Source organism: Rhizobium phaseoli (assembly GCF_010668805.1).
GTDB classification, from domain to species: domain Bacteria; phylum Pseudomonadota; class Alphaproteobacteria; order Rhizobiales; family Rhizobiaceae; genus Rhizobium; species Rhizobium phaseoli_A.
This window is the reverse complement of sequence record NZ_WUFT01000012.1, coordinates 200,863-226,499: the sequence shown is the minus strand read 5'-3', so window position 1 is coordinate 226,499 and position 25,637 is coordinate 200,863. Positions and strand designations below refer to the sequence as shown.

At 60.1% G+C, this 25,637-nt stretch carries 20 protein-coding genes and 2 pseudogenes; 9 read left to right on the top strand and 13 right to left on the bottom strand.

Annotated elements, in window-relative coordinates; all coding sequences use genetic code 11:
* Positions 1-53 precede the first annotated feature (53 nt).
* From GR197_RS20185 to GR197_RS20170, 4 genes and pseudogenes are all read right to left on the bottom strand, one after another.
* Positions 54-800 (bottom strand): hypothetical protein, encoded by a 747-nt coding sequence (locus GR197_RS20185; protein ID WP_164012691.1) that lies wholly within the window; start codon positions 798-800, stop codon positions 54-56.
* A gap of 152 nt (positions 801-952) precedes the next feature.
* Positions 953-1,108 (bottom strand): annotated as a pseudogene (locus tag GR197_RS20180) (DUF1778 domain-containing protein); the annotation flags it as partial.
* Between the two features lie 146 nt (positions 1,109-1,254).
* Entirely contained in the window at positions 1,255-3,351 is a 2,097-nt protein-coding gene (locus GR197_RS20175; protein WP_164012687.1) for a carboxy terminal-processing peptidase, read from the bottom strand.
* Positions 3,352-3,585: 234 nt separating this feature from the next.
* A complete protein-coding gene (locus GR197_RS20170; protein WP_164012685.1) occupies positions 3,586-5,547 on the bottom strand; it encodes an elongation factor G in 1,962 nt (653 codons plus the stop codon).
* Between the two features lie 106 nt (positions 5,548-5,653).
* Here GR197_RS20170 and GR197_RS20165 point away from each other — a divergent pair, with 106 nt between their 5' ends.
* Both GR197_RS20165 and GR197_RS20160 read left to right on the top strand, forming a co-directional pair.
* Positions 5,654-5,968 carry a TIR domain-containing protein gene (locus tag GR197_RS20165; protein WP_204330303.1) on the top strand — a complete coding sequence of 105 codons (315 nt, stop codon included), beginning with the start codon at positions 5,654-5,656 and terminating at the stop codon, positions 5,966-5,968.
* Positions 5,969-6,090: 122 nt separating this feature from the next.
* On the top strand, positions 6,091-8,328 hold the full coding sequence (locus GR197_RS20160; protein ID WP_246724634.1) for a KAP family P-loop NTPase fold protein: 2,238 nt from the start codon (positions 6,091-6,093) through the stop codon (positions 8,326-8,328).
* A gap of 414 nt (positions 8,329-8,742) precedes the next feature.
* Here GR197_RS20160 and GR197_RS20155 read toward each other — a convergent pair whose 3' ends face one another.
* On the bottom strand, positions 8,743-9,156 hold the full coding sequence (locus tag GR197_RS20155; RefSeq protein ID WP_164012681.1) for a GIY-YIG nuclease family protein: 414 nt from the start codon (positions 9,154-9,156) through the stop codon (positions 8,743-8,745).
* 81 nt (positions 9,157-9,237) lie between these two features.
* A complete protein-coding gene (locus GR197_RS20150) occupies positions 9,238-10,158 on the bottom strand; it encodes a DUF6615 family protein (RefSeq protein WP_164012679.1) in 921 nt (306 codons plus the stop codon).
* Positions 10,159-10,232: 74 nt separating this feature from the next.
* On the opposite strand from GR197_RS20150, the pseudogene GR197_RS20145 reads away from it, so the two are divergent.
* Together GR197_RS20145 and GR197_RS20140 are read left to right on the top strand one after the other, a co-directional pair.
* Positions 10,233-10,472, top strand: a pseudogene (locus GR197_RS20145) (hypothetical protein).
* Between the two features lie 114 nt (positions 10,473-10,586).
* Positions 10,587-11,414, top strand: coding sequence for a DUF4274 domain-containing protein (locus GR197_RS20140; protein ID WP_164012677.1), 828 nt, complete (start codon positions 10,587-10,589; stop codon positions 11,412-11,414).
* Positions 11,415-11,498: 84 nt separating this feature from the next.
* On the opposite strand, the gene GR197_RS20135 is transcribed toward GR197_RS20140, so the two are convergent.
* The 6 genes from GR197_RS20135 to GR197_RS20110 form a co-directional block, all read right to left on the bottom strand.
* Positions 11,499-12,869 (bottom strand): alpha-glucosidase/alpha-galactosidase, encoded by a 1,371-nt coding sequence (locus tag GR197_RS20135; protein WP_164012675.1) that lies wholly within the window; start codon positions 12,867-12,869, stop codon positions 11,499-11,501.
* 22 nt (positions 12,870-12,891) lie between these two features.
* Complete coding sequence (locus GR197_RS20130) at positions 12,892-14,559, bottom strand: ABC transporter ATP-binding protein (RefSeq protein WP_164012673.1); 1,668 nt, start codon at positions 14,557-14,559, stop codon at positions 12,892-12,894.
* Between the two features lie 10 nt (positions 14,560-14,569).
* Entirely contained in the window at positions 14,570-15,709 is a 1,140-nt protein-coding gene (locus GR197_RS20125; RefSeq protein WP_164012670.1) for an ABC transporter permease, read from the bottom strand.
* A 1-nt stretch (position 15,710) separates the two neighbouring features.
* Complete coding sequence (locus tag GR197_RS20120) at positions 15,711-16,718, bottom strand: ABC transporter permease (RefSeq protein WP_164012668.1); 1,008 nt, start codon at positions 16,716-16,718, stop codon at positions 15,711-15,713.
* A 114-nt stretch (positions 16,719-16,832) separates the two neighbouring features.
* Positions 16,833-18,923 carry an ABC transporter substrate-binding protein gene (locus GR197_RS20115; RefSeq protein ID WP_164012666.1) on the bottom strand — a complete coding sequence of 697 codons (2,091 nt, stop codon included), beginning with the start codon at positions 18,921-18,923 and terminating at the stop codon, positions 16,833-16,835.
* Positions 18,924-19,047: 124 nt separating this feature from the next.
* Entirely contained in the window at positions 19,048-20,514 is a 1,467-nt protein-coding gene (locus tag GR197_RS20110) for an alpha-glucosidase/alpha-galactosidase (protein WP_164012664.1), read from the bottom strand.
* A gap of 245 nt (positions 20,515-20,759) precedes the next feature.
* On the opposite strand from GR197_RS20110, the gene GR197_RS20105 reads away from it, so the two are divergent.
* A complete protein-coding gene (locus GR197_RS20105; RefSeq protein WP_164012738.1) occupies positions 20,760-21,602 on the top strand; it encodes an AraC family transcriptional regulator in 843 nt (280 codons plus the stop codon).
* A 13-nt stretch (positions 21,603-21,615) separates the two neighbouring features.
* Here GR197_RS20105 and GR197_RS20100 read toward each other — a convergent pair whose 3' ends face one another.
* Positions 21,616-22,677, bottom strand: a complete 1,062-nt coding sequence (locus GR197_RS20100; protein WP_164012663.1) for a class I SAM-dependent methyltransferase — start codon at positions 22,675-22,677, stop codon at positions 21,616-21,618.
* Positions 22,678-22,905: 228 nt separating this feature from the next.
* Between GR197_RS20100 and GR197_RS20095 the strand changes: the two genes are divergently transcribed.
* The 4 genes from GR197_RS20095 to GR197_RS20080 all read left to right on the top strand — a co-directional run bounded on the left by GR197_RS20095 (position 22,906) and on the right by GR197_RS20080 (position 25,570).
* On the top strand, positions 22,906-23,223 hold the full coding sequence (locus tag GR197_RS20095) for a helix-turn-helix domain-containing protein (RefSeq protein WP_164012661.1): 318 nt from the start codon (positions 22,906-22,908) through the stop codon (positions 23,221-23,223).
* Between the two features lie 3 nt (positions 23,224-23,226).
* Positions 23,227-23,487, top strand: coding sequence for a hypothetical protein (locus tag GR197_RS20090; RefSeq protein WP_164012736.1), 261 nt, complete (start codon positions 23,227-23,229; stop codon positions 23,485-23,487).
* A 9-nt stretch (positions 23,488-23,496) separates the two neighbouring features.
* Complete coding sequence (locus GR197_RS20085; protein ID WP_164012659.1) at positions 23,497-23,736, top strand: hypothetical protein; 240 nt, start codon at positions 23,497-23,499, stop codon at positions 23,734-23,736.
* Between the two features lie 313 nt (positions 23,737-24,049).
* A complete protein-coding gene (locus GR197_RS20080) occupies positions 24,050-25,570 on the top strand; it encodes a mechanosensitive ion channel family protein (RefSeq protein ID WP_164012657.1) in 1,521 nt (506 codons plus the stop codon).
* Positions 25,571-25,637: the final 67 nt, after the last annotated feature.

Below are 25,637 nucleotides of genomic sequence, written 5' to 3'. Positions count from 1 at the left end.
CACGGCGCTTTGGTGTAGGCATCAGGTGAAGACCGCGGCCCTCAGCTTAACCGTTAACGATTAAGCTCGTCGAAAAAAGCAACGATTGGCTCACAATCAGCGCGACGAAGAGCAAGTCCGTTTATCGCACGGTCGGAAACGGGGACGAAGTTCTGAGCGAAGTAGGACCAGTTGTAGAACTGGTCCCCGCCACCCTTCCTGACCACGAGCACTGCGTGAAACGCGACCTGGTAGTCGGTGGAACCACCGCCGTTTGTAAACGGTGTCTGCATCCTCAAACCCGCCATTTCAGCCCGTTGTGTGACTGCCTTGTACCGTAAGGGATAAGCCTCGGGCACCTGCACGCAATAGGGATGTGAGCCGGCGACCGCGAGTGCACGCCACTCCACAATCGTAATGTTGAGGGCAGACCAAAGAAATAGGCCGGCAATAGGTCCAGCAACTGACGACACAACCACCATGTGTAGCAGTTTGACCACCCTCGGGCTATCGATCCTGCCTGGCGCGAGCGCAAGGATCGGCAGATCGACCAGCCCAGCCAGCAACATAAACAACCAGATGGCGAAACCAAACTGATCCGTCACCGATACCATTAGAGCAACAACCAGACTCATCCCGAAGTGCGCAGCGACGGCTCGCTTCATTAAGCGAGAAGCCGGTTGATCCAGAATAAGTGCACCGGCCGAAATGGCAAAAGCCACAAGCGGACCCGAAAACCACAACAGACACATAAGGACAGCGGTGAGGTCCCAACTGTAGTACGCGATCGGGTGGACTGACCATAGAAAAATCCCTGCCATCAAGGAGTACCAGCCGCAGAGCAGGATTAGGCGGAGTACCGGCAATGGTCTCGAAGGTGTCGACACGGAGGATGCGGTCATGTTTCTTTGACCAGATTTTTCATTTGCGATTTCAAACGTCAGAGGGGACGTCGCGGTGCTGGCGGCGGATTTCAGCCCGGCGATGTAGGCTCATCCCATGGCGCTTTGGTTGACATGGTCCGCTTCAGGCGCTCATTGAGCTGTGCAGGCGCGTCGAGGCGGGCAAGGTATTCGGCATAAATTTCGGGGCTGACCGTGAATGTGGTCCGGTCGAGCAGCACTTCCGGACTTTCGTTCGTGGGTGAGGAAGGCATGGGAAACTCCAGCCTGGGCACGACAGAGCGTAACGACGTCATCTTACAAGTATCGTAAAGATATCGTCGTGCGCAACCGCGGCGCTGTCGTCGGTCTGACGATTTCCCTTCCGCCTTCCCTATTGTTTTGTGACTGCCTTTACCCCGCCTTGCTGCAGATCCACCGCGTCGGCAAGAATGTCGGCGGTCTCGTTGAGCAGCACGTCTTTTGCGTTCTTGCGGGCATTTTCGATGGCGATATCGGCGCTCAGGCTGCGCTCGCCCGACTCCAGGCCATCATCGTCACCGGGATCGTCGCCGCCGCTTTCCTGCGCCCGGGCTTTGAACCGCTCCGCCCGCGCCGTCGCTTCCTTGCGACGTTCGGCTTCATTCAGGGAAACAATCCCCTTCTCGCGCTGCGCCTTCAGGTCGGCAATGTCTTTCAACAGGCGTTGGAAATCCGGATCGCCCTTCACCCGCGCATCATGGCGGCTTTGCAATGTCGGCAGCAGTTTCGCAAGCGTATCGTCGGGCGAATATTTCGCAGGCTTGATCTCCGCCCATGGCAGGGCATTGTCATAACTGGTTTCGCCGAAGCTTGTCGGATCGGACAGTCCCGGCAGGCTGATATCCGGTGTTACGCCGCGCAGCTGCGTCGTGCCGCCATTGACCCGGAAAAACTGGGCAATCGTCACTTTCAACTCGCCATATTCGGGTTTGCTGTTGTGAACCACCTGGTCGAGATCGACGACGGTCTGCACCGTGCCCTTGCCGAAGCTCGGTTCGCCGACAATCACGCCGCGACCGTAATCCTGGATTGCCGCGGCAAAAATCTCCGAAGCCGAGGCCGAGCCGCGATTGATCAGCACACCCATCGGGCCTGCCCAGACAGGCGCTGGGAAATCCGAATCCTTGACCTCGATCTTGCCGTTGCCGGCACGCTGCTGAACGACCGGGCCATTGCCGATGAACAGGCCGGTCAGATCGATCGCCTCGTCCAATGAACCGCCGCCATTGTTGCGCAGGTCCATGAGAACGCTGTCGACATTCTCCTCTTTCAACTCGCCGAGCAGCTTGGCGACATCGCGGCTTGCACTTTTATAATCCTTGTCGCCTTTGCCCTTGGCTTCGAAATCCTCATAGAACACCGGCAGCGTGATGATCCCGATCTTCCGCTCGATATCACCCACTTTGACCGACAGCACCGTCTTCCTGGCGGCCTGCTTATCGAGACTGATCTTATCGCGCACCAGGTTGACGACGCGGTGCGTGGCATCGGCGCCGGCATCGGCCGGCAGGATGTCCAACCGCACGACGGAGCCTTTTTTGCCGCGGATCATCTGCACGACTTCATCAAGGCGCGTGCCCACGACTTCCTTGATCGCCCCATCCTTGCCCTGGCCAACGCCGGTGATGCGGTCTCCAACCGCGAGCTTGCCCGAGAGCTGCGCCGGCCCGCCGGGCACCAGCTCACGGATCGTCGTGTAATCGTCGCGCTCCTGCAGCACCGCACCGATACCGAACAGCGACAACTTCATCGAGACATTGAAATCGGCGGAAGCGGCGGCACCGAAATAATCCGTGTGCGGATCGACCGAGTTCGAATACGCATCCATGAACGACTGGAAAACGTCGTCGCTCTTAAATTTGTAAACGCGCTCGAGCGTGTTGTCATACCGCTTGTCGAGCGTCTCGCGAATAGCCGCGTCGGTTTTGCCGCCGAGCTTCAATCGCAGCCAATCGCTCTTGACGCGCTTGCGCCATAGCTCATCGCTTTCAGCTTGCGACTGCGGCCAGGGCGCCTTTTCGCGCAACACCGAATAATCTTCCTTTGTACTGAAATCGAAACCCTGCTTGAGCAGGCCGCGCGCATAGGTCATCCGGTCGACAACGCGCTGTTCATAGGCGTTGAAGATCTCAAACGGGATCTTCAAATCCTTCCGCTCGATCGCATCGTCGATCTCGCTGCGGTCAGACATGAACTTGTCGATATCAGCCTGCTGGAAAAGCATGCGGTCCGGATCCAGCGACTTGATGAACTGATCCATCACCCTCGCCGACAAGGCATCATCGAGCGGAACCGGCTTGTAGCTATAGCGCGAGAGAAATTGTGCGCTCAATTGAGCAGCTTGCGCCTGTCGCTCCAGCGGCGCCAAAACCGGCGGCGATGCGACTTCAGCAGAGGCGGACTGTACGATTGCAAGAAATGCACCGAGAAAAACGAAAGCTATGCGCATGCAGCGTTGATCCAATTCTTCATGCCGAGGGTGGATGTGTGAACTAAGTGAGGCAATTGTGGTTTTTTGGCAAGCAGGGGGGAAATTGGATGGGCTGCGAAGCGGCAGAAAAAGTATCCGGCACGATCGGCCGGGAGGCAGTGCAGCGTATCGGAGCGAAATCGTTCAGCGAGAACGGCCGTATCGGACGTCCGGCAGCATATCTGCGCGCGAGCATGAAGTGGCGCGAAGGTTTCAGTGTGCGGTGCCTGATTTCTCCTTTGCCCTCACAATGGCGTCCGCCTCCTTGCCGTATAGTTCCTCGAAATGATCGAAGGTCTTGGAAAAATAGCCAATGCCCTGCGTCGCCGAGCGCAGCGCCCGCGCCAGATCGTCAAGTGCGCCGCCCGGAACGAGCGCCCGGAAGATGTCCCATCCCTTGGCGGTCTCATCACGGTCGAAGCCGAGAACCTGACCGTTTAGAGCGGCGACGATCTGGATAAGGCTGCCCGAATAGACCGACGGGATGTGGAACTCCGTGCGGAAGACCGGCTGCATCAAGACGGTCGATCCTTCGGCAAGCGCCTGCCGCACCCCCATTTTCGACGCAGTCCGGAAGGCGTGTTCCGAACTGTCGACGGCATGGTACTGACCATCCAGCAGCGTTACGCCGACATCGATGACTTCGAAGCCTAGCGGTCCTTTCTCCATCGCTTCGCGCGCGCCCGCTTCGACGGCGGAGAAGTAATTGCGCGGAACGGCGCCACCCTTGACGGTTTCGCCAAAGGTGAAGCCCTGGCCGCGCTCGTTGGCGTGAATGCTCAGCTTCACATCCGCGAATTGCCCGGCACCGCCGGTCTGTTTGCGATGGCGGTAATGAACCTCCGATGGTTTCGCGATCGTCTCGCGGTAGATTGGGCTGGGGGTTCGGTCGGTCACGGAGATGTGAAAGACATCGGACAGTGTTCGGCAGAGATCACGCAGATGCACCGGCCCTTGGGCGCGGACGAGTTGAGCCCCGGTGCCTTCCTCCTGCAAGCCTTTCAGGCCGCGATCCGTCTCGGAAAGTTTCGCCAGCGTTTCGGAAAGTTTGTTTTCATCGCGCTCGCTGCCCGGAACCAGGATCCTTTCAAGCATCGGCGTGGGTGGTTCCGTCCACTCAGGCGGGGCGACCACCGCGCCGGAGGTCAACAGCGAAGGGACGGACAGGTGGTCGGACTTAACGGTCGCGAAGACATCCCCCGGTGCAGGCAGAACCGCCGAATTGGACCGCCCGTTTGCGAGATTTTGTACGGCGCCGAGGCTGGAGCCGCCCAGTGATGCGCCTTGCCGCAGTCCCTCGCCAAGTGCGCGCACGAGCACCGTCTTGCCGACATTCTGGCGATAATAGGCATGGAAGCTCACGGCCACCAGCTTGCCTTCATCGACAGTTCCCGTATCAGCGAGACGCTGCCTGAGAATCCCTACCGGCGGCGCCTCGTGGCGCAGCGCCTTCATCAGCCTCATCATGCCGTTGCCGTGACTTGCAGCACCGATCAGGACCGGGATAATTCTGTTTTCTCTGAGAACCCGTGATGAAATGGCATAGAGCGCGTCGCTGGATGGCTCGTGGTCCTCGATCAGTTCCTCGAGAAGCCAGTCATCAAATTCGGACAGGTGTTCCAGGAGCTCGGTGCGCGCTTCGTGCTCGCGTTCGGCAGTGCTTTCGGGGATTGCGATCAGCGCCGAAGGCTGGCCTTCCCGGTAGCGCCAAGCCCGTTCCGAAATCAGATCGCAACTGCCAATGATCCTGTCCCCCTCGCGGATCGGAATCTGGCGAAGCAAAAAGGTGTGGTTGGCATAGTCTTGAAGCGCGGCGATCACGTCCCTCAACCGCCCTCTCGGTTCGTCCATCCGGTTGACGAAGAGGATGCAAGGCGTCCCCGAGGCTTCGACTATCCTGAGATAGGGTGCGGCGAGCACAGCCTCCTCGGGTGCCGATGAAACACACAATATGCAGGCGTCGCTGGCAAGAAGCGCGTGCTGCGCATGCGCCAACGCTTCGTTGGCTCCAGGCGCATCCAGTGCACACCACGCCTCGTTTCCGAAGGTGAACTCTGTGAGGTTCAATCCATAAGGGGAGCTGGATTTTCTCGGCGCTCCCTCCAGGGAGCCGAGCTTTTCCACGACTGTCGATTTTCCGGTCTGCGAAGGTCCAAGCACGGTAAAACAGCGCATCGGCATTCCTCCAACTGCCATAAACACACTTTTCAGCCATCATAGGATGCCCTGAACCGCTGCAAGGCGCCAGAGGTGTTCAGTTTCACAACGCTTGGAACTGGACTTGCGTTTATCGTCGCGCGTTCTGGGCGGCCCCGTGGTGCTGATTACTCCTGACGATGAAGGAGGATTGGCGGGAGCATTAGTACCTGAGCCCAGAGCAAGGCAGAACGTCATATTCGAGTTGGGCTTCTTTATTGGCAAATTGGGAGCTTCCCATGTTGCTCCCCTGGTCAAGAATGATGTGGTGAGGCCATCCGACTTTGACGGAATTGGCTACATTCCGCTCGATAGCGCAGGTGGATGGAAAGGGCTTCTCGCGCGAGAGCTGCGCGGAGCGAAAGCGCCATTCGATGCGGAGAAGGTGTTTGAGGCGTGAACATACAGGCCGAAGGAGGCTCGCCGACAGCACCAAATCGTCTTGGCATAAAATGGCCACTCTGCTTGACGCGTAATTGTAGTATTGCTCAACTGTAGCGTTACTTCAAAAAGCTAAGGCACATGGCGGAAAACGAAACTTTATTGATATCGGAGACCGATCGAGCGCTCGACGATGTCTTCGCCGATGAATACGGCTTTAATGACATCGCGAAAAAGCTTGCACCGTCCTTGGTTGATGCAGCCAAAAGCGATGGGATGGTCATTGGCATTGAGGGTCCCTGGGGATCGGGCAAAACAAGCCTGCTGAATTTCCTCAAGAAACAGCTTGCCGCGCGCCAAGCTGATCGGCTGCATGTGATCACGCTCGCGCCTTGGCTCACCGGGGACAATATCAGCCTGATCGAGACCTTGACCGATGCGATGGCGGACATTCTCGACAAGGAGGAGGAGAAATCCAGCCCGTCTGGCTTCTGGTCCCGCAGGAAAAAAGAGGCCGCCAGCTATACCGATCTCTTTCGAAAATATGGTGCCCGCACGGGGCGGGCGCTGGCGCCGGTCGCAAATCTTGCAGGCATGATCTACCCCGCCGCTGCCATTGTCGGAACCGGGTTGGGTGTGGGAGCTGACTACCTGGAAAAGCTGGGGCGAACCCCGACCGATGCGGAAGTGAAGAAGCTCATCTCCGACAAGCTCGCCTCGCTCGATGTCCGGTTTCTGGTCCTCATCGACGACCTCGATCGCCTGGAACCCCGGCAGGCGGTCGAGGTCATACGCATGGTCCGTTCCGTCGCCGATTTCCCCAAAGTGGCATATGTCATGTGTTATGACCGATCCGTTCTTGCGCATGCATTGGAACTGAGCCTGCATGTGAAGGACGGCGATCTCTTTCTGCAGAAAGTGGTCCAGCTCACCTTTACCATCCCCCTGCCAGAGCCGTTCGATCTGCGGATCTCGCTTCGAAGCAAGGCGCTGGCTATCTATCGCGAGGTCAATGGCAAGGATCCGGACGCGGCGCAGCAAGGCGAGATCAGCCGCGCCATCGATAGGGAAGGCGCGGGCCTGAAGACCCCGCGAGAGGTCAAGCTTGTCCTCAACGCCATCAAGTTCGCCTATCGCAGCATGGCCGACGACCTTTATTTTCCAGATCTCTGCCGGATAAGCTTGTCGAAGATTTTGAACCCGCCGCTTTATCGCTGGCTCGAGCACTATCTCTCGGTTCGATCGGTGATTTTTACCGGCGATGCAGAAATGGCGGAGGATGATATGACGGAGCTGGGAACATCCCTGAAGGCCCTTCTTCCGTCGGAGTCGCTGGGCTCGACCCGATCCATTTGGTCCGCCGCCGAGTATATTCCGGGCCTGCAGGTTAATGACGACCCGAAAGCGCGCGTCTTTCAGTCGGAGCACAGCGATCAGATTGCAAAATATCTGAATGACAAGAGGCTCGGCAGCCCTGTGCACTATCGCTACTATTTCGCACTGACTGGGCCAAGATCCGTCTTGCCCGACGAGAAACTCAACGAGCTGAAGGTATTGGCTGGTTCTGACATCCCAAGCCTGTCGGCCAAGCTCGAGGACTATATTCGTGCTCCACGCCCGTTGGGCCAAAGCTGGTTCGAACACATTCTCGATCGCTTTTCGCGTTCCGAACTGCGCGCGCTCTCCGCGGGCCAGCTTTGCGGTCTCACGACAGCCGTCGGAAATGTCATGGATTTCGCGATGAGAGACAAACAGCAGGTCAGGCTTTTCTCTCGCTCGTTGTCGGACAAGTCCGAGATCCTTGTGGGCAATGTTCTGGATATCCTCAGGGAAAACGACACCCAGGCGAGACAGCGGCTTGTGCAGACACTGTATGCGCAAAGCCCGTCCTTGGGTTGGCTCGTCGCCGAACTCTTCAGGCAAGAGCTGTTCGATCATGGTGTTGTCGGAGATCGTGCCAGAAGGGTTGAAGATCGTCATCTGACAGCCGAGGAGCTTGACGCGTGCAGACAGATCCTGCGGGAGCGGCTCGCCGCGGCGGCAGCCCACGGCTCGCTTGCAAACCTTCCTGACCTCGCCGGCATCCTTTACGGCTGGCGCGACATGGCTGGGCCCGAAGACCCACGGGCATGGGTAGCTGATTTCATAACCGACGATACGAACCTCGTGATGCTTCTGCTTGAGCTTCGGGGGCTAACGGTTTCGGACCGCGTCTACCGACCCCTGAGAAATTCGACGCTCGACCTTTTCATGGATCGGGAAGCGGTACTGCAGAGGCTTGCCGCCCTGAGGCAGGGCGGTCGGTCTGCGGAGCTTAAGTCGAAGCTCGACGAGATCGACGAGGCCCTCCAGATCGGTGCGAACGATCACTATAATTGACGGATTCCGACAAGAGGAGCGCGAGCCGATCTTCAAGAACATGCAGGAAGAGATGCGACGGTTTGCCGCCCGACAGACCATATGGGTTCCGCTGGAGAGTGATGCCGAAGGCTCGGAACTCTGGGGCCAAGCGCTCGGCGTGCGATACGATCAACTGCTCACAACCGCCGAAATGAAGCAGCGCGATGCGGTGTTTCCAGCAAAGGCATTTGCTGGCGCCTCAGCAGGGCATCGTGGCAGCCGACTATGTTTCACGCAGTGGAGACGGCACCTACACACCCGGGCAGAGGCTCATCATCTAATCGGCAGCCGCTCTCAACTTCGTCGACATCATCGATAAGCTCGGCCGCGAGCTGATTGCTAGGACATAGCGACGGCATGGCCCATGAGGCCTGCAACTGCGCAATCGACGGATCAGGTCGTATCGAAGTCGTTATAGGGCGAGCCGCAGACGACCGACACGTAGACCTCAAGGAGGTATTGCCGGGTTGGATCAGGCTCGGACACGAACCGGAACTCCATTCCGCGAATGCGCTCAAGCGCATTGGAGAACGCCGCCGCAAATTCCGGATCGAGCAGCAGGCCGGCGCGGGAATTTTCCCCCGGCCTGTAGTCTGCCTTTACACGGCCGGTGGCATTGCGGGCGAGCTTGAACGCGAAGGGCGCGCTGTTGTGGCCGCTGGATCGGCGCGTGTGCTGGCCATAGCGTTTGCGGACATCGCGGGTGCGTCCAACATATAGGCTCTCGCCGGCCTCAGAGAACATGTAGACCCCGGAGCCGGAAAATTCGGGCCGCAGTATTCCGGTCAAGACCGGTTCCTGCGCCATGAGTGCCTCGAATTTCGGATGTAGGTCTTCCGTAAACGCGCGAAACTGTTCGTGCATGCCATACCTACTTTCTGTGTCGCTCTAGCCGCGGCGCACGGCGCGGACATACGAAGGATGCTCGCGCGACATCTGCGTCGTGAAGATCACGCGAGGGCGGACGAGCTCCTTACGGTCCGCAAGTGTCACGTTGCCTTCGATCGCGCGCTGTAGATCGTCCGGGATCCCTTCGGCAGCCGAGACGCGCCGGATCAAATCGGCCGGTAGGGGGAATTTTCCACCCGCGGTCTCAAGCCGCCGTTGCAGCCGAGCCGCGACGACATCGGGATGAAAACTCGGCGTGAAAGGAAGTCTCCGCGCCGGGCCTCCAATGATCTGAAACCCGATGGAGCCGGCCGGCCCTGGCGGGGGCGGCACAGACACAAATGGCCAGCACAGGATATCCGAGAGCCGCATGAACGAACCGCGCCAAGCCTCAACTGTCTTGTCTTTACGAGCGCAACCGCCCGCCACCACAGGCGCGACCTGATGGGCGAACACCAGATTGACGCCATCAACCGCGGGTAACGACGACGCCGTCTTCGGCGAAAGCGCCGAGTTCGGGTGGTAGAAGATGTAGAGTGGCGGCGTCGACATGCCGCCGGGCCGGCCCGATGCATGGCTCACCAGCGTGTTGGCCTGCTTGCCTTTCTCGTGGTCGAGATGCTGATAGTACCAGTATCCGCCCTTCGTGTTCGAAAATTGGGCGCGTTTGGCTTGCAGGATGATCCGCAAATACCGCCCGCCGTTGATGTCGCGGGGCGCTGCAAACACCCATTCCATATCGCCGCCGGTCGTCGGCTCGTCTGGAAAGTCGACGCTGACGCCAAAAGGCCGAAGGCCGACAAGGCTGAACATCAGCATGTCGGTGACGCTTTCCTCGCGAAAATTGCGTTTCAGGCCCCGATCGCGTTCCAAAAACTGTGCGATCTTGGGCGGAAAGTTATGGGCGAGATCGCAAAGCATCGAAATTTCCGGGCAATAAGCTTGTGTTTATGACCTTCGCAATAGCACGCCTCGGTGGCAAGCTGGAAGGATAGATCCTGGTGACGATCCGGGCGTCGGAGCAGGGCCGGCGGAAGTTGATCTCGCCTATTGGTCGCATGGCGATCAATTCGCGGGAGAAGGCTGGCACCTCGGATTCCTCGCCCGGGCAAATCATCGAATATGCCGAACCGGAGTTGAAGTGTTGGATGCCGATGCCCTCGGCCAATCGCACCTCGATGCCTTCACCCTGGGAAGGCGATGACGACGAGCAGCTCGATGGGTCCGGGATTTAAGGCCTCGCCAACAATCATTCCCGCGATTGAATGTCGAGATGCGTTCCCACGGTCCGCGATTGCTGAGAATTACTTTGAAGGGTAATAGGCGATTGACCATTCCGAGGGAGAGCGATGGACGGCAAATTTGACAGTTACGATGCCGAACAACGGGCCATGATCGATTGGTTGACCGGCCGGTCCCCGGATGCTCGCCATGCCATTGCAGAAGATCTGAACTTCGATTTCGCGGAAGATGTGTTCGAATGGATCCTGACGCAGCCCGACTGCGATCTGGCAACGGCCGCAAGCTACTTCTGGCGAGCAGGGCCTTTGGAGCGTCTCGAGCATCCCGACGCCTTCGAAGAAGACATTTTGACGCTCAAGAGGCTGGTAGATCGCGTCAATGCGGGTTTTTATCGCCGGTCGGAAATTCTCTATCGGGGCCAAGAGCTACTAGACGGCGAAGAGGTGTGCAGCTGGACAGTTGAAGAAGCTGAAGATCTGCGAGAGTTCGCCCGCGCCCATGGGGCTTCCAATCTTCCCTGGACTCTGCCTGAGGCGCTGGTCCCGCCGTTCGGACACCGCGCGGCTCACATCTTAGATGAAGAAGATCCCCTTAAATCGGAAGAACTCCGAAAGCTCTTTGCCGGGCTTGGGACAGGATCCGAACCAATTCCAGCAAGCCTGATGGGGGCAGACCCGCCTCCAAGAAGTATGCCGCAGCCGGCGCAGCAACTCGCCGTCGGAAAAAGAGCAGCGGCGTCGAGCGGTTCGGCTTTCAGGCCGCTGTACCTCTATCTCACATTCGTTGCGGCGGGATGGGGACTTATCTACGTCTTTGACGCTCCTAGGCTCGCTTATCCGGTGATGATTATATGTTGCTTGCGCTTCGGGCGCATGACGTTCGGGATGGTGCGCGCTGGAATGAAACGGAAGGCTGAGTACCGAGCGGCCCGTTAATCGCAAAGCAGCCCCGTCCCCACACAAAAGCCCCGCGGTGTGTTGCCACCGCGGGGCTCTTCGACGCCGACCCGGGAGAGGAGGTCAGGCGGCCTGTACTTTTTTAGATGTGCGCGCCCATTCGGGCAGCCAGTTGCCGTGGGTGGCGAGCAGGTCGTCGACCAGCGACCAGATCTGGTCGAGGTCGAGTTCGGCGGCCGTGTGCGGGTCCATCATCGCGGCATGGTAGATGTGCTCGGGATTTTCGGTCATCAGCGCCTGCACCGTCAGTTCCTGAACGTTGATATTGGTGCGGATCAGCGCGGTCAGCTGCGGCGGCAGGTCGCCGATGAAGGTCGGCTGGATGCCGGAGGCATCGACCAGGCAGGGCACTTCGGCGGCGCAATTTGATGGCAGCGAGGTGATGCAGCCATTGTTGCGGACGTTGCCGTAGATGACAGAGGGTTCGCCGGTCCAGACCGAGTTGATGATCGACGAGGCGTATTCCTTCGAGGGCTGAACCTCGATCTTGTCGGCGCTGCGATAGGCTTCTGCCTGGCCCTTCCAGCGCTCGATCTGCTCGATGCAGCGTTTTGGATATTCATCGAGCGGAATGCCGAATTTCTCGATCAGGTCGTCGCGGCCCTCCTTGATGAAATAGGGCGTGTATTCGGCGAAATGCTCCGAGCTTTCGGTGACGAAATAGCCGAGCCGCGTCAGCATCTCGTAGCGCACCTTGTTCGGGCAGCGCGGGTTCCAGCCGGGCTTCGGCGCCCTGCCCTCGCGATAGGCGCGCAGCAGATCGGGATACAGATTGCGGTAGGAACCATCGGCCTGGCGATGCTCGAATTTGAGATAGAAGGCCATGTGATTGATGCCGGCCGCACGGTAGCGAATTTCCTCGTAGGGAATGTCGAGGTCATGGGCCAGCTCCATCGCCGTGCCCTGCACCGAATGGCAGAGACCGACCTGGCGAATGGTCGGGTATTTCTCCGATATCGCCCAGGTGTTGATCGCCATCGGGTTGACATATTGCAGCATGATCGCCTCGGGGCAGATGGCGAGCATGTCCTCGCAGATCTTCCAGAGATGCGGCACGGTGCGCAGTCCGCGCATGATGCCGCCGACGCCGAGCGTATCGGCAATCGTCTGGCGTAGCCCGTATTTCTTCGGCACCTCGAAATCGGTGACGGTGCAGGGTTCATAGCCGCCGATCTGGAAGGCGACGACGACGAAATCGGCGCCGGCAAGCGCCTTGCGCTGGTCGGAATAGGTCTCGGCCTTGGCCTTGACGCCGAGCGTCGAGATCAGCTTGTTGACGACGACGGCGCTTTCTTCCAACCGCTGCGGGTTGAGGTCCATCAAGGCGATCGTCGCACCCGAAAGGGCCGGACGCTGCAACACGTCGCCGACGATGTTCTTCATGAAAACGGTGGAGCCTGCTCCGATGAATGTGATTTTGGGATTTGCTGCCATTATAACCTCCGGCATTCGATAGTCATGCTACCTCGAAAGCGGCTTTGACGAGCCGTTCGGTGTAGGCGGTCTTGGGATGGGTGAGAACTTCGTTGACGGGCCCTTCTTCGACGATCTTGCCATGCTGCATGACGATGACGCGATGGCAGAGCGCCCGGACGACCTTGAGATCGTGGGAGATGAAGAGGTAACTCAAGCCCCGCTCGTCCTGCAGCTTGCGCAGCAGTTCGATGATCTGCGCCTGGACGGAAAGGTCGAGTGCGGATGTCGGCTCGTCGAGCAGGATGAATTCCGGCTCGAGCGCGATGGCGCGGGCAATGGCGATGCGCTGGCGCTGGCCGCCGGAAAATTCATGCGGGAAACGCGACAGGATATTGCCGGGCATGCCGGCTGCAATCAGCGCCTCGCGCACCCGGTCCTGCCGTTCGGCCCGGGTGGCGCCCAGCCGGTTGACGACGAGGCCTTCCTCGATGATCTGGCCGATCGTCATGCGCGGGTTGAGCGAGGAGAACGGGTCCTGGAACACCACCTGCATGCGGGCCCGCAAGGGCCGCATCTCGGCCCGGGTAAGCCCGTGGATCGGCTGATGGTCGAAGTGGATCTCGCCGCTGTCGGGGGTGTTCAGCCGCAGGATCGCCTGGCCGAATGTCGTCTTGCCGGAGCCGGATTCGCCGACGAGACCGAGCGTCTCGTGACGGCGCAGCGTCAGATCAAGGCTGTCGACGGCGACAAGCTCGCGCATCGCCGGCTTGAAAAAGGTGCCGTGGCGCATCATGAAGGAGACCCGCACGCCCTTGGCATCGAGGATGACATCCGATCCCTCCGGCAGCGGATTGGCCTGGCCGCGCGGCTCGGAGGCAAGCAGGTGCCGGGTATAGGCGTGCTGCGGATTGGCAAACAGCGCTTCGGTGGTGTTGTGCTCGCGCACTTCACCATGCTGCATCACATAGACGTAATCGGAAAACTGCCGCACCACGGTCAGATCGTGGGTGATGAGGATGACGGCCATCCCCATTTCCTTCTGCAGGTTTCGGATCAGATTGAGGATCTGCGCCTGCACGGTGACGTCGAGCGCCGTCGTCGGCTCGTCGGCGATCAGCACGTCGGGGTCGTTGGCAAGCGCCATGGCGATCATCACGCGCTGGCGCTGGCCGCCGGAAAGCTGATGCGGATATTGCATCAGCCGTGCGGCCGGATCGGGGATCTGCACATGTTCGAGCAGTTCGAGCGCGCGCTTTTGCGCATCCCGCTTGCTGATCCGGCGGTGAACGCGGATCGCCTCGACGATCTGGCTGCCGATCGTATAGATCGGGTTCAGCGAGCTCATCGGCTCCTGGAAGATCATCGAGATGCGGTCGCCGCGCAGCTTGCGGCGGGCCCGCTCGGAATATGTCAGGATATTGCTGCCGTCATAGGCAACCGTCGATTTCTCCGAAACGACGGCGCGCTTCGACAACAGCCCCATCACCGTTCGCGCCGTCACCGATTTGCCGGAGCCGGATTCGCCGACGATGGCGATCGTCTCGCCACGGTAGAGCTGGAAGGAGACGTCCTTGACGGCTTCGACCATGCCGTCCTCGACCTTGAAATTCACCGCCACATTGCGGGCGTCGATGACAGGCGTGTCCGAGCGGCCATCATGGTCATGACGGACAAGCGGGGCGAAGGAATTGACCAGTGCAAGAGCCATATCAATCACCTCAATAAGGATCGACTGCGTCGCGCAGTCCATCGCCCAGCGCATTGAAGGCGAAGACGGTGACGAGCACGAAGCCGACGGGGGAGAGAATCCAAGGATAGGAGCCGATGACCGAATAGGTCGCCGTATCCTGCAGCATCAGCCCCCAGGAAATCAGCGGCGGCTTGACGGCGAAGCCTAGGAAACCGAGGAAGGATTCGAGCAGTACCACGCTTGGTATGGCGAGCGTCACCGCGACGATGACGTGGCTCATCACATTCGGGAAAATATGCTGCAGGATGATGCGCCGGTCGGTGGCGCCGACAGCCATTGCCGCCCGGACATAATCGATGCGGGCGAGCGCCAAGGTCTTGCCGCGCACCTCGCGCGACATCTGCGCCCAGCCGAGCGCCGACATCACGACGATGACGAAGCCGAGGAAGACATTGGTCGGCGCCGTCACCGGGATCAGCGAGGTCAGCGCCAGATAGAGCGGCAGTTGCGGAAAGGCGAGCACCAGCTCGACGAAACGCTGCAGCCAGACATCGAAGGTGCCGCCGAAATAGCCCGAGACCATGCCGACGGTGGTGCCGATGACGGTAACGATGAAGACGACGGTCAGCGCGATCGTCAGCGAAATGCGCGAGCCGATGATGGCGCGCGACAGCACGTCGCGGCCGAACTTGTCGGTGCCGAGGAAATGCACCGGCTCGCCATCGGTCGAGCCGAAGAAGTGGCGGTCAGCCGGGATCAGGCCGAAAAGCTGATATTCGGCGCCCTTGACGAAGAAGCCGAGCAGCCGCGGATTGTCGTAATCGACGCCGACGATCGGCTGGAAGGTCACCGGGTCGAGCGCATCGGAATCGGCCAGGCCATAGACACGCGGCTGGAAGACGAAATTGCCGTCCTTGTCGTGAAAGCTCATCATCTGAGGCGGCGCGAAGCCGACATCGGTCACCTTCGGGTCCATCGGCGCGACGAAATCGGCAAAGATCGCCATGAACAGCAGCAGCCCGACGAGCACCAGCCCGGCCATGCCGGTCCAGGAGCGCCGCAGCCGGCGCCAGACCAGGGCGATATAACTCTCATGCCCGCGCGATGGCTTGCTGACCGAAGGTTCGGTCGTTGTCGGTGGTGGCGGCGAGGAGTCGAAAGCCAGCATCTCAGGCTCCTTGAAATTGGCGGACACGCGGATCGAGCAGCGCCAGCAGCATGTCGGCGATGATGTTGCCAACGATCAGCGTCGCCGACAGCACCATCATGAAGGTGGCGGTGACATAGACGTCGCCGACCGCCATCGAGCCGACGATCGCCGGGCCGACGGTCGGCAGCGCGAAGATGATGGCGGTTTCGATCTCGCCGGTCAGCATGTAGGGCAGCACGACGCCCTGATACATCACCAATGGATGAAGCGCGTTCGGCACGGCATGGCGCATCACCACGGCTGCACCGGTAAGCCCCTTGGCCTTGGCCGTCTCGACATATTGGGCATTCAAAGTATCGAGCAGATTGCCGCGCATTACCCGCATATTGTAGGCGAGCCCGCCGAAGGTGGCGATCGCCACGACAGGCCAGACATGGTGGACGAGATCGACGAATTTCGCCCACGACCATGGCGCTCCGCCATATTGCGGCGAGAAGAAACTGCCGATTTCGGAAACGTTGAATTGGAAGACCAGCAGATAGACGATGATCAGCGCCATCAGGAAGCGCGGCACCGTCATGCCGAGGAAGGAAATCGCCGACAGCGTGCTGTCGATCCAGCTATATTGCCGCGTCGCCGCCCAGATGCCGAAGCCGATGCCGAGCACCGAAGCGAAGATGTGGCAGACGAGCGCCAGAAGCAGGGTCCGCGGCAGCCGCTCTGCCACCACGTCGGCGACCGGCTTGTTGTAGAACATGCTGTAGCCGAAATCGCCGCGGGTGACGATGCCGCCGATCCAGTTGACGTATTGGACGACCATCGGTTTATCCAAACCGTGTTCGACCCGGTAGGCCTGGGCCTGCTCTTCGGCCTGGGCGTAGGACGCGCCGCCCTGATTGATCAGCTGGGATCTTATATAATCGGCATAATCACCGGGCGGGGCCTGGATGATCGCGAAAGTCACCACACTCAGGATGAAGAGGACGGGGATCGCGGAGGCTATGCGCACGAGCAGGAATCGTAACATCGGACGGTCCGCTTCTCCTTGCCGCCAGTCGCTCCTTGTCAGCGCGGCCGGCGTGTTGGTCATATCAGGCCGCGCGCCACGCGCGGCCTGAATCTCGCTTCAGCTCGGAGGGAACTAGTTATTCACAGGGCCCTTGTCGCCAGGCTTGCCGGGCAGCTGTTCGGGGAACAGCTCGTATTTGCCCTGCTTGTCGGAGGCCACCCACAGGCGTTCGCGGATCACCGAATCTTCAGCCCAGTTGAACATGAAGATCGGAGTGCCCTGCGGCACATTCGAGAACCGCTTGTTGATGATCAGGGCGCCAGGATATTCGGTCAGACCCACGGTGTTGACGTGCTCTGTCGAGATCTTCTGATACTGCTTCATCAGGGCAACGCGGCTATCATTGTCCGGGCTGGTGGTGAACTTGTTGACGATATCGTTCAGTTCCGTTTCGAACGGCATCAGATCGAGCTGATCGTCCTTGCCGGCGCGATGGTGCCAGCTGGTGCGGGGGCCGATCGGCGCAAGCTGCTCGGTATTCTGCACCACCGACGACAGTTCGGTGGTGTTGCGCTGGATCAGCCAGTCGAAGCGGCCGGAATAATGGGCATCGTCACGCTTCGTGCCGTCGAGCCCGTTGATGACGATCTTCAGGCCGAGCTTCTCCATCTGGGCGACGACACCTTCGGCAAGGCTCTTGTCGGTCGTGTACTGATTGTTGATCAGCATGACGATTTCGACATCCTTGCCGCCAAGCGTACCGGCCGGGAAGTTCACGATGCCGTTGCCATCGGTATCCTTGAGGCCGGCCTTGGCGAGTTCCGCCTTGGCGCCCTTGAGATCAAAGGGATAGTAGACGGTGGAGTTGCGATCGTAGAAGCTGGTGCCGGAGGAAAGCCCGCCCGGATAGATCGCGGTGAACGGCCCCTTGACCAGCGAGTCGCCGATCGCCTTGCGGTCGAGCGCCATGGTGACGGCCTTGCGGAAGTCCTCGTCGCGGTTCAGCTCGCGGATCGCCTGGCCGCGCTCGTCCGGGTTGCCCCAGCCGTTGGCGGAGAAGTTCATGCGCAAGTTATAGCCGATGAGGCGCGGACCGAAAGCCAGGCGGGCGGGTGCGGTCTTTTCTGCCGCACGCTTCAGCGAGGCGACGAAGTTTTCCGGCTGCTCGAGGTTCGAGATGTCGGCGGATCCGGCCACGGCCTGAACGTCGCGGTCGGCCCAGGTCGAGAGCTTGTAGTGGAGCTCGTTCAGATAAGGCAGCTGATTGCCCTTCTCGTCGACCTTCCAGTAATAGGGGTTGCGGCGCATGACGATGATGTCGTCGGAGCGATATTCCACCGGCACCCAGGCGCCCATCACCGGCATGTTCATGAACTCAGGCGGGAAGGCGTTCTTGAACTGGTCGTAGGTGTTCTTCGAATATTTCGGATGCTGGGGTTTGAGGATATGCGATGGACCCGGGCAGAAGTTCGGGTAGGACATCGTGTAGAGATATTGCTTCGGGAAGGCTTCCTTGAAGGTCCATTCGACGGTGTAATCGTCGATCTTCTTCAGCGTCGTGCCGGCGCCGAAAGCCTCAGGCGAGGCGCCGCCGCCGAGCGGCGAAACGTTCGGATCGACGACTTCGTCATCCCAGTAGAACATGATGTCGTCGGCATTGAACGGCGCACCATCAGACCATTTGGCGCCTTCGACCAGATGCATGGTCAGCTTGTGGCCGTCTGTGGACCAATCCCAGCTCTTGGCAAGGTTCGGCAGCGGCTCGGTGTCCTTGGCCTCAACCTGGAACAGCGGCGCGGTGCGCGTCAGGCATTCGGAGAGACCGATATCGATGCCGCCCCAGCCCTGCGTCTGGCCGGCGCCGTAGTTCCAGCCTTCCGGCCGGCCGCCGATGACGTGGCGCATCGTATCGCCGTAGACACCGATGCCGTCGGGCATATTGCCTGTCTTGAAGACCAGCGGCTCCTTCGGCAGGCGATCCTTGACCGGCGGCAGCTTGCCGGCGGCGACGAAATTCTTCGTGACCCAGTCGGGCTCGTGATATTCGGGCAGCGCCTTGAACTCCAGGATGGAGTCGCGCGCCACATATTTGATCTTGCCTTCGGCCGGGAAGTCCGCCGGCGCCGGCGGAACGGTGGCCTCGGAGGCATATGCATTCAGCGCCAGGACTGAGACGCCAAGCGCCAGTCCGGCCAAAATGCCAAGGTTGCGGAATTTCATCATCGTTTCTCCCTCTTGTTCCGGAGCGCGGGGCACGCGGCTCCTTTTCCTCAAACGGTGTGAAAGCTGGCCGGCGGCCCATGGATTTCCCTCCCGGAAATCCATGGCGACCCCTCTTTCACGAAAATCAGACGGCCTGTTTCAGCGCCGCCTTTTCCGCGCGCAGCTCTTCGATCGAGCGAACGTTGCGGCGTGCAGCGCCCGCCCAGTCGCGGGTCTGCACCTTGGATTTCGACAGCCGCTCCTTGGCGGCCGGCACGGCATCGGCATATTGCGGCAGCCAGCGCGCCTGGGCAACGACCATTTCGTCGACCATCTGCCAGACTTCCTCAGGCGTCGCCACGGCGCCGACCAGCGGATCGTGCAGCACGGCAAGCTTCAAAAGGTCGATGTCGCCGGATATGGCGGCATGCACCGACATGCGCTGGACGTTGATCGAGGCGATGCAGGTGGCCGCACAGGCTTCCGGCAGGGTGACGCCGGAGACCATGTTGATGCCGAAGCGGTCGACGAAGCCGGGCGATTCGATGATCGCGTCGGATGGCAGGTTGGTGATGACGCCGTTGTTCTTGACGTTGAAATGACCGCGATAGACCCGGTTCGTCTCCAGCGCTTCGAGGATGTGGCTCGCATGTTCGTTCGAGCGCTTGGTGGAGTCGAGCGGCTTTGCGGCGGATTCCAGGAATTGCGGGAATTCGGTCTCGAACCAGTTGCGGGTTTCGGTGGAATGGCGGAGATAACCGCCGGTCTCGCCGTGGATCCAGTCGGACATGTCGATCCAGCGGGTGATTTCCTCCGGCCGCTTGCGGTACCAGGGCAGGTATTCCGAAAGGTGGCCGTTGCTCTCGGTGGAATAGACGCCGAAACGCTTCAGCACGTCGATGCGCAGTTTCTCCTGCTGCGAAAAGACCGGATGCGCCTCGAAGGCTGAGACCAGCTCGTCCTTGCCGATCTTGCGGCCGTTGAGGCGCAGGTCGATGAACCAGGTCTGATGATTGATGCCGGAGCAGACATAGTCGAGTTCACCAAGCGACTTGGCGCCGAGCACCTCGGCGATCTGTTCGGCACCGTGCTGGACGCCGTGGCAGAGGCCGACGGTATCGACCTTGCCGTATTCGATCGCCGCCCAGGTGTTCATCGCCATCGGGTTGGCATAGTTGAGGAATTTCGCGCCGGGCTCAGCAACCTCGCGGATATCCTTGCAGAAATCGAGAATGACCGGGATGTTGCGCTGGCCGTAAAGGATGCCGCCGGCGCAGATCGTATCGCCGACGCATTGGTCGATGCCGTATTTCAGCGGAATTCTGATATCGTCGGCATAGGCCTCGAGCCCACCGACCCGGACGCAACTGATGATATAACGAGCGCCGGAGAGCGCCTGGCGCCGGTCGGTCGTCGCCGTCACCTTGGTCGGCAAGCCGTTCGCTTCGACGATCCGGTCGAGGATCGCCTTGATCATCTCGAGATTATGCTCGCTGAGATCGGTCAGCGCGAATTCGACGTCGCGAAACTCGGGAACGCACAAAATATCGGTGAACAGCTTCTTGGTGAAACCGACGCTGCCCGCACCGATGATAGCGATTTTGAAACTCATGATCTTCACCTCGACTCAATCGAATGCTACAGAAAAGATGGCTATGGAGGATCGGCCCGCATGCTGGAACATGAAGCTGAAAAAGCCGAAAAACCGCCTGTTTTCCTCCCGGCCGCTCCATCGACCGTGGTCTCTTCCCTGTTTGTCGAGCGGGATTATGCCCGAAATCATCAGGGCCACCAGAGAAGGATTATGCTTTCAGGGGTAATTTTGTGCTGCAGAATTTGATTGCCAACGGACAGTCGATGAGGACGGTTTCGCTGCCCCGCGGCCGGGAGCGATTGCATGCGATGCCGACCAGCTCCGGCTATGAGGTGCGCGAGAACGAGCCCTATGACTGGGATGGCCGAAGGCGCGGCCAGACGCCGTTCACCGTGCTGCAGCACACGATCAGCGGCAGCGGCCGGCTGCGTTATCAGAACCGCAATTATCGTCTTCAGGGCGGCGACACGCTGCTGGTACTGGTGCCGCACAATCATCGATACTGGCTGGAGAAGGGCGACCGCTGGGAATATTTCTGGATTTCGATGAATGGTGAGGAAACGCTGCGCATCCACCAAATGGTCCTGTCCACCGCCGGGCCGGTGCTGAAGCTGCAGCCTTCGACTATCGATCATCTCGCCGATTGCAGCCTGCGCCTCGTCACCGGCGCGACCTCGCCGGGCGCTGCCTCGGCGATCGCCTATGAAGCGGCGATGGCGCTTTACGACGACGTCTTCGGCTCGCCGGCCTTTGCCGCCGAACTCAGCCTGATGCAGCCGGTGATCGACCACATCAACGCCAATCTGGAAAAGCCGCTGCCGGTCAGCGACCTTGCCGGCATCGTCGGCCTCAGCCGCGCCCATTTCTCCCGCAGCTTCGCCGAGAGCGAGGGCATGCCGCCGGCCGAATTCGTGCTGCAGCAGCGATTGCAGCGCGCCGTCAAGCTGCTGACCAAGGCGGACTTTCTGCCGGTCAAGGAAGTCGCCATCATGTGCGGCTTCGAGGATCCGAATTATTTCTCCAAAGTCTTCCGCCGGGTCTACGGCACCAACCCGACGGAATTCCGCACCACCGGCATGTATGCCAGCATCGGCAAGCTCAGATAGCTATCCAGTCACTTCAGGCTCGTACTTCGAACACCATGTTGAACGGGGTTTCCGTGGCGCGGCGGAAATGCTTGAAACCGGCGTCGAGCGCCACCTTTCGCAGCTTCATTTCTCCCGCCTGGGCGCCGAGCCCGAGCCCCACCTCCTGCGACAGTGATGCCGGCGTGCAGATCATCGTCGAGGCGCCGTAATAGACGCGGCCGACGGGGTTGAGATTGTCCTTCAGATGATCATGGGCAAAGGGCTCGACGATCAGCCACGTGCCGTTCGGCCCAAGCGTTTCCTTGACATGCTGGCCGGCGCCGACCGGATCGCCCATGTCGTGAAGGCAGTCGAACATGGCGACCATGTCGTAGCCGCGGCCTGGAAATTCCGCTGCCCGGCTCTGCTCGAACGTCACACGGTCGGCGACGCCCGCATCCTCGGCGGCGGCCTTGGCCTTTTCGATCGACGGGCCGTGATAGTCGAAGCCGGTAAAACGCGACGCCGGATAGGCCTGCGCCATCAGGATGGTCGAGGCGCCATGGCCGCAGCCGACGTCGGCGACGCTGGCGCCGGCCTTGAGTTTTTCTTCAACCCCGGCAAGGGCTGGGATCCATTCCGCGACGAGATGGCTGTTATAGCCCGGACGAAAGAACCGCTCGGTTCCCCTGAACAGACAGGTGCTGTGCTCATGCCAGCCGAGGCCCTCGCCGGTGCGGAAGGCCTCAGTGACCTTCGGCTCATCCATCCACATCGATTGCACGACCTCGAAGGCGCCGACGAAGAAGGCCGGGCTGTTTTCCTCGGCAAAGACCATCGCCTGCTCCGGCGTTAGGCTGAAACGATCGGTCTTTTCATCATAGACGATATAGTCCGCCGCCGCCTGGGCGCTGAGCCATTCCCTGAGATAACGCTCCTTCACTCCGGTTTTTGCCGAGAGTTGCTGGACGTTCATCGGCGTCCCGTCGGCCATCGCCTTGAAAATTCCGACCTTGTCGCCAAGCACGACCAAGGCGCCTGACATGGCGGCGCCGACATCGCCGACCAGCCGGCCGACGAGTGCATCGAGTTTCTGCATATCTGGCTCACGCATTGTTTCCTCCCGAGCGCGTGATTAAGGGGCTTCAAAATTAGGCTTTAATAATATTCCGTCAATCAACCTTCCCTTTCAGTGGATGATTCTGAAGTATTAAGGGTCGAAAGAATGCGGGGGTGGAGTAACACTCGGATTCCCCCGGGGTAAGGGGCAGCCTTCGGCGTGGACCAGAAAGTAGCCATCATCAGTTGAGTCGGATTGCATTTTTGATGTAGAGTTATCATTATGTCCCTATCCCCCGCTCAATGCCGCGCCGCGCGCGCCCTCCTGGCCTGGTCGCAGGACGATCTCTCATCTGCCGCAAACGTCGCCAAGGCGACGATCGCCAATTTCGAGGCGGGCAAACGCTCTCCCTATGACCGAACCCTTCAGGATATGAAGCAGGCCCTGGAAGGCGGCGGCGTCGTTTTCATCCCGGAAAACGGTGGAGGAGCCGGTGTTCGCCTTGCAAAGCGAGCAAATTCGATCGACACCAATGAGACCGAAACGGTTCAATATGAAGAATATCTCGAAAACGACGCACCGCCGGGTGCGGGTGGTTGAATGATGACAAAGAAGCAGAAGCTCGAACACTCGGAACTGGCCGGAGAATTCACCGATGACGGGATCACCGTGCTCGTCGATATCTTCCGCACATCCGGCAGCAATGAAGACTGGACGATGGAAGTCGTCACCCAAGGCGAGGATCTGATCCGTTGGGACGAACCATTTGCCACCGACCGGGAAGCGTTTGACGAATTCCTGGCCGTCGTTGCGCGGGACGGCCTTCGATCGTTTCTCGAAGATGACGAGCCGTCCGTCCACTAAGGAATAGTCGTGAAAAGCATCAATGATCTCGTCGCCTCGGCAAAAACCGTCAGCGATCGATACCGCGCCGGACGGATGGAGCGCGAGACCGTGCGCGAATGGGTCCTCGGGCTTGGCGCCTATCCGTCGCCCCACGGAGACCGCGTGCGCGAAGCAGTGGAATGGTTCCGCCTGCACAATCGCGAGCCTGTTTCCGACGACATCGTGCTTGTCGATATCGACCGGCTGAAGGCGATCTCAGCGCCGTGATCCTCTCCGCTGCATCTACTGCGCCAAGCTGACGGAGCTCTGCACGACCGGCATGTGTGCCAGCATCGGAGATGCTCGATCGCCCGGAAAAATGCAGGATGCAATTGCCCCGTCACGGTTTGACATCGATTGAGCGAACGGCAATGTTGCTTTCGGGCTCCTCGCCCTGCCCGGGCAGACGTCGCGACGATATGGAATTTTCTCAAGGAATATTCGATGACAGCGACCAAAACTCTCCGGCCGGTCATTGCTATAGAGAGGCCAGGATGCGTCGGTTCCACAAAGCGCGATCTTCCCTCGCGAGTTGATGTCGATGATAGATAATCTCACCTGGTCCGGGGTACTTGCCGATCCTGTCGTACAGGCCGGAACGCTGGCCGTCGTCGGCGCCATCGTCACCCGAATAGCCCTTCGCCCCTTCCCAAGCTGGAAGCTCGCGGGCCAGGTGTTCTTCTTCGCGACGCTGACCGTCCTGCTGCTCTATCACGACATCGTCCCTTACGAAGTCGGGCCGACGCCGAATTCGAACTTCGAGCGGGTCTTCATCGCCCTTGCCAAAGTGGTCTGGTGGATCAATGCCGCCTGGGCGCTGATCGCCTTCGTCCGCGTCTTCCTGATCTTCGAGCGCCAGCCGAGAGAGGGGCGCCTCGTCCAGGATCTGGTGATCGGCCTCATCTATCTCGGCGCCATCCTCTCGGTGGTCGCCTATGTCTTCAGCTTTCCCGTCGGCACGCTGATCGCCACATCAGGCGTCTTCGCCATCATCCTCGGCCTTGCGTTGCAAAGCACGTTGAGCGACGTCTTTTCCGGCATCGCCCTCAATCTCGGCCGGCCTTATACGATCGGCGACTGGATCGTGCTGAACGACGGCGTCGAAGGCCGTGTCCTCGAAACCAATTGGCGCTCCACCCATCTCCTGAACGGCTCGAACGACCTGGTGGTGCTGCCCAACAGCTTCCTCGCCAAAGTCGGGCTGACCAACCTCAGCAGTCCCGACCGCAGCCACGGGGTGTCGCTGACGGCGCGCGTCGTTCCGACGACCGGACCGTCGGTGATCGCCGAGGTCATGCGCACCGTGCTGCTGAGCAGCGGTTCGATCCTGACCGAACCGAAACCCGGTGTGCAGATCAAATCGCTGAATGCCGATGCGGTGGAGGTGGAGCTTTCCTTCCGCGTCAGGGATATCGGCCAGGCGGGGCCGGCGAAGAACGAGATCTTCGACCTCATCTACCGCCATCTCAAGGCCGCGGGCCTCACTTTGGCGCGGCCGATCGATGCCGCCGGCCCGCCGCCCGGCCAGGTGCAGTCGGAGGAGATGGCAAAACCGCACCGGCCGACGCCGCTCAAGCTCCTCGATGCTATCCCGCTGTTTTCCTCGCTGACCGAGGACGAGAAGGAGACGCTCGCAGCCACGATGACGCGGCGCACCTACAAGAAGGATTCCATCCTGATCGAACAGGGCGATACCGTTGCATCGCTGATGATCGTGCGCAGCGGCGCACTCGTCGCGACACGACAGGAAGGCCGCAAGGAAATCGAACTCGGCCGGCTGGCGCCGGGCGATTATTTCGGCGAAAGCGGACTGCTGATCGGGATCGGCGAGGCGGCGAGCCTGCGCGCGCTCACCTTCGTCGTGGTCTACGAAATCGCTCAAGCAAGCCTGACCCCGCTGCTGCATGATCGGCCCGGCATCGCCGAAGAGCTTGCCGCCACCCTGTCACGCCGCATCGAGACCGGCCAGCACTCCCTGGCGACCGAAGGCGCCACGCTGAACGGCGGCTCGATGAGCTCGCTGGTGACGCGAATCCGTCATCTGTTCCAGGTGCCGTCATAGGCTGCCCGCCAATTGCAACGGCTCGCCCATATAGATCGTTCGATCGGGCTGACGCAATCACGCCGAT